The sequence below is a fragment of the Streptomyces sp. NPDC058375 genome, from assembly GCF_042723425.1.
Taxonomy (GTDB): domain Bacteria; phylum Actinomycetota; class Actinomycetes; order Streptomycetales; family Streptomycetaceae; genus Streptomyces; species Streptomyces durocortorensis.
In genome coordinates this window covers 1-2,466 of record NZ_JBHXJG010000451.1, presented here as the reverse complement: position 1 = coordinate 2,466, position 2,466 = coordinate 1, and the positions used below count along the sequence as shown (strand labels likewise).

The window sequence follows — 2,466 nt, the reverse complement described above, 5'->3', positions numbered from 1 at the left end:
GCGGCTTCACTCCCACCCGGCGGATGTCCGATGTGTCATGATTTGACGCATCCCTGGTGTGGTGAATCCCAGGGGCTCGCCAGCGGTGCACCCGCCGAGGAGGACGTCGATGACGAGCATCAACGAGCAACTGGTTCCCGTGGCCTCACCCGTCATCGGCGAGGCCGAGATCGACGCCGTGGTCCGGGTGCTGCGCAGCGGACGCGTCGTCCAGGGGCCCGAGGTAGCCGCCTTCGAGGAGCGCTTCTCCGCCCTGGTGGACGGGCGGACCTGCGTCGCCGTCAACTCCGGCACCTCCGCCCTCCATCTGCTGCTCCTGGCCCTGGGCATCGGCAGAGGGGACGAGGTCGTCGTCCCCTCGTTCTCCTTCGCGGCCTCCGCGAACGCGGTCCGCCTGACCGGAGCCGACGTCGTGTTCGCCGACATCGAGCCGGCCGGCTTCGGACTCGACCCGGCGGCCGTCGAGGCCGCGATCACGCCGCGTACGGCCGCGATCATGCCCGTACACCTCTACGGTCATCCGGCGGCGATGGACCGGCTCATGACCGTCGCCGAGCGGCGGGGGCTCGCGGTCGTCGAGGACGCGTGCCAGGCGCACACCGCCGCCCTGCACGGAACGCCGGTCGGCGCGTTCGGCGCGGGCGGCGCCTTCAGCTTCTACCCGACCAAGAACATGCACTCCCTCGAAGGCGGCATGGTCACCACGGCCGACGCCGAAGTCGCCCGTACCGTGCGCCTGTTGCGCAACCAGGGCATGGAGCAGCGGTACGCCAACGAGATCGTCGGCGCCAACATGCGGATGACCGACGTGTCCGCCGCCGTCGGCCGCGTACAGCTCGGCAAGGTCGAGGCCTGGACCGAGCGGCGGCGCGCCAACGCCGCGTACCTCGACGACCGCATCACCGCCCCGACCGTCACCACGCCGCCGGTGGCCGAGGGCGCCCGGCACGTCTACCACCAGTACACCGTGCGGATCAGGGGCGACCGGGACGCCGCGATGGCGCGGCTCACGGCGGCGGGCATCGGCAACGCGGTCTATTACCCGACCCCGATCCACCGGCTCAAGCCCTACTGGGAGCCGGACCAGAAGGCGGGCCGCACCTGGGACCTGCCCGAGACCGACAGGGCCGCCGCCGAGGTCGTCTCGCTGCCCGTCCACCCCTCGCTCACCGGGGGCGACCTGGAGCGCATCGTCACCGCCGTGAACGCCCTGGGGGAGAAGCCGTGACCGCCGCACTGAAGGCCGGGCTCATCGGCCTCGGCTCCATGGGCCGCCACCACGCCCGGGTGCTCATGGCCCTGGAGGGCGTCGACCTGGTCGGCGTCGTCGAACCGATGGGCGACAAGAACGGCTGGGCCCAGGGCGCTCCCGTGCTGCCGGACGTCGAGCAGCTTCTCGACCTGGGCATCGATTACGCCGTCGTCGCCTGCCCGACCGGACTGCACGAGGAGATCGGCCTGCGGCTGGCCGACGCGGGCGTCTGCGTGCTGATCGAGAAACCGCTCGCCGACTCCGTCGAGGGCGCTCTGCGGCTCGTGCACGCCTTCGAGTCACGGAACCTCGTCGCGGGCGTGGGGCACATCGAGCGGTGCAACCCCGCACTGCGCTCGCTGCGGGACCGTCTCCAGGACGGCGAACTCGGCGACCTCTACCAGATCGTGACCCGGCGTCAGGGCCCCTTCCCGCACCGCATCGCCGACGTCGGCGTGGTCAAGGACCTCGCCACCCACGACATCGACCTCACGGCGTGGATGACCGGCCGGAGCTACGTGTCGATCGCGGCGCACACCGTGTCGAAGTCCGGCCGCCCCTACGAGGACATGGTCAGCGCGGTGGGCCGGCTCTCCGACGGGACCATGGTCAACCATCTGGTCAACTGGCTGAGCCCGCTCAAGGAGCGGTTCACCTCCGTCACCGGTGAGCGGGGCTGCCTCATCGCCGACACGCTGACGGCCGACCTGACGTTCTACTCGAACGCCTCCGTCGCCACCGAGTGGGAGGCCCTGCACGCGTTCCGCGGGGTCTCCGAGGGCGACATGATCCGCTACGCCATCCCCAAGCGTGAGCCGCTGCTCGTCGAACACGAACTCTTCCGGGACGCCGTGCAGGGCCTCTCCGTCGACATCTGCACCCTGCGGCAGGGGCTGCGCACCGTGGAGGTGGCCGCCTCCCTGCTCGACTCGGCCAGGAGCGGCCGCACTGTCGTCTTCGAGCGGGAGGAAACGATCCGTCGTGGTGCTTGACCCTCAGTCCTCAGCCCCCGCCGGCAGGCCCCGCGGGAAGATCGTCATGCTGGTCGACAACGCGGTGAAGGGGGACTCCCGGGTCCAGAAGGAGGCCCGCTCCGCCGCGGCGGCGGGCTGGGACGTGGTCCTCCTCGGCAAGTCCCCGAACAAGAAGGCGCAGAGCTGGCAGCTGGGGGAAGCCAGGGTCCGGCTGCTCCCCGTGCCGACGCCGCTGCACCC

Annotated in this window: 2 protein-coding genes and 1 pseudogene; all 3 read left to right on the top strand. The window is 71.2% G+C overall.

The genetic code is table 11. The annotated features are described in order from the left end of the window. The first annotated feature begins 109 nt into the window (after positions 1-109). Positions 110-1,228, top strand: a complete 1,119-nt coding sequence (locus tag ACFWM7_RS34920; protein WP_383268705.1) for a DegT/DnrJ/EryC1/StrS family aminotransferase — start codon at positions 110-112, stop codon at positions 1,226-1,228. After that, the gene (locus ACFWM7_RS34915; RefSeq protein WP_383268702.1) at positions 1,225-2,244 is read left to right on the top strand and encodes a Gfo/Idh/MocA family protein; all 1,020 of its coding nucleotides are present in this window, start codon (positions 1,225-1,227) and stop codon (positions 2,242-2,244) included. The genes ACFWM7_RS34920 and ACFWM7_RS34915 overlap by 4 nt, the downstream gene beginning before the upstream one ends. A gap of 46 nt (positions 2,245-2,290) precedes the next feature. After that, positions 2,291-2,466 (top strand): annotated as a pseudogene (locus ACFWM7_RS34910) (glycosyl transferase family 1); the annotation flags it as partial.

Bases quoted from the DNA above. Each gene is read 5' to 3' on its own strand.
- ACFWM7_RS34920 (WP_383268705.1), top strand. From the start codon at position 110: ATGACGAGCATCAACGAGCAACTGGTTCCCGTGGCCTCACCCGTCATC.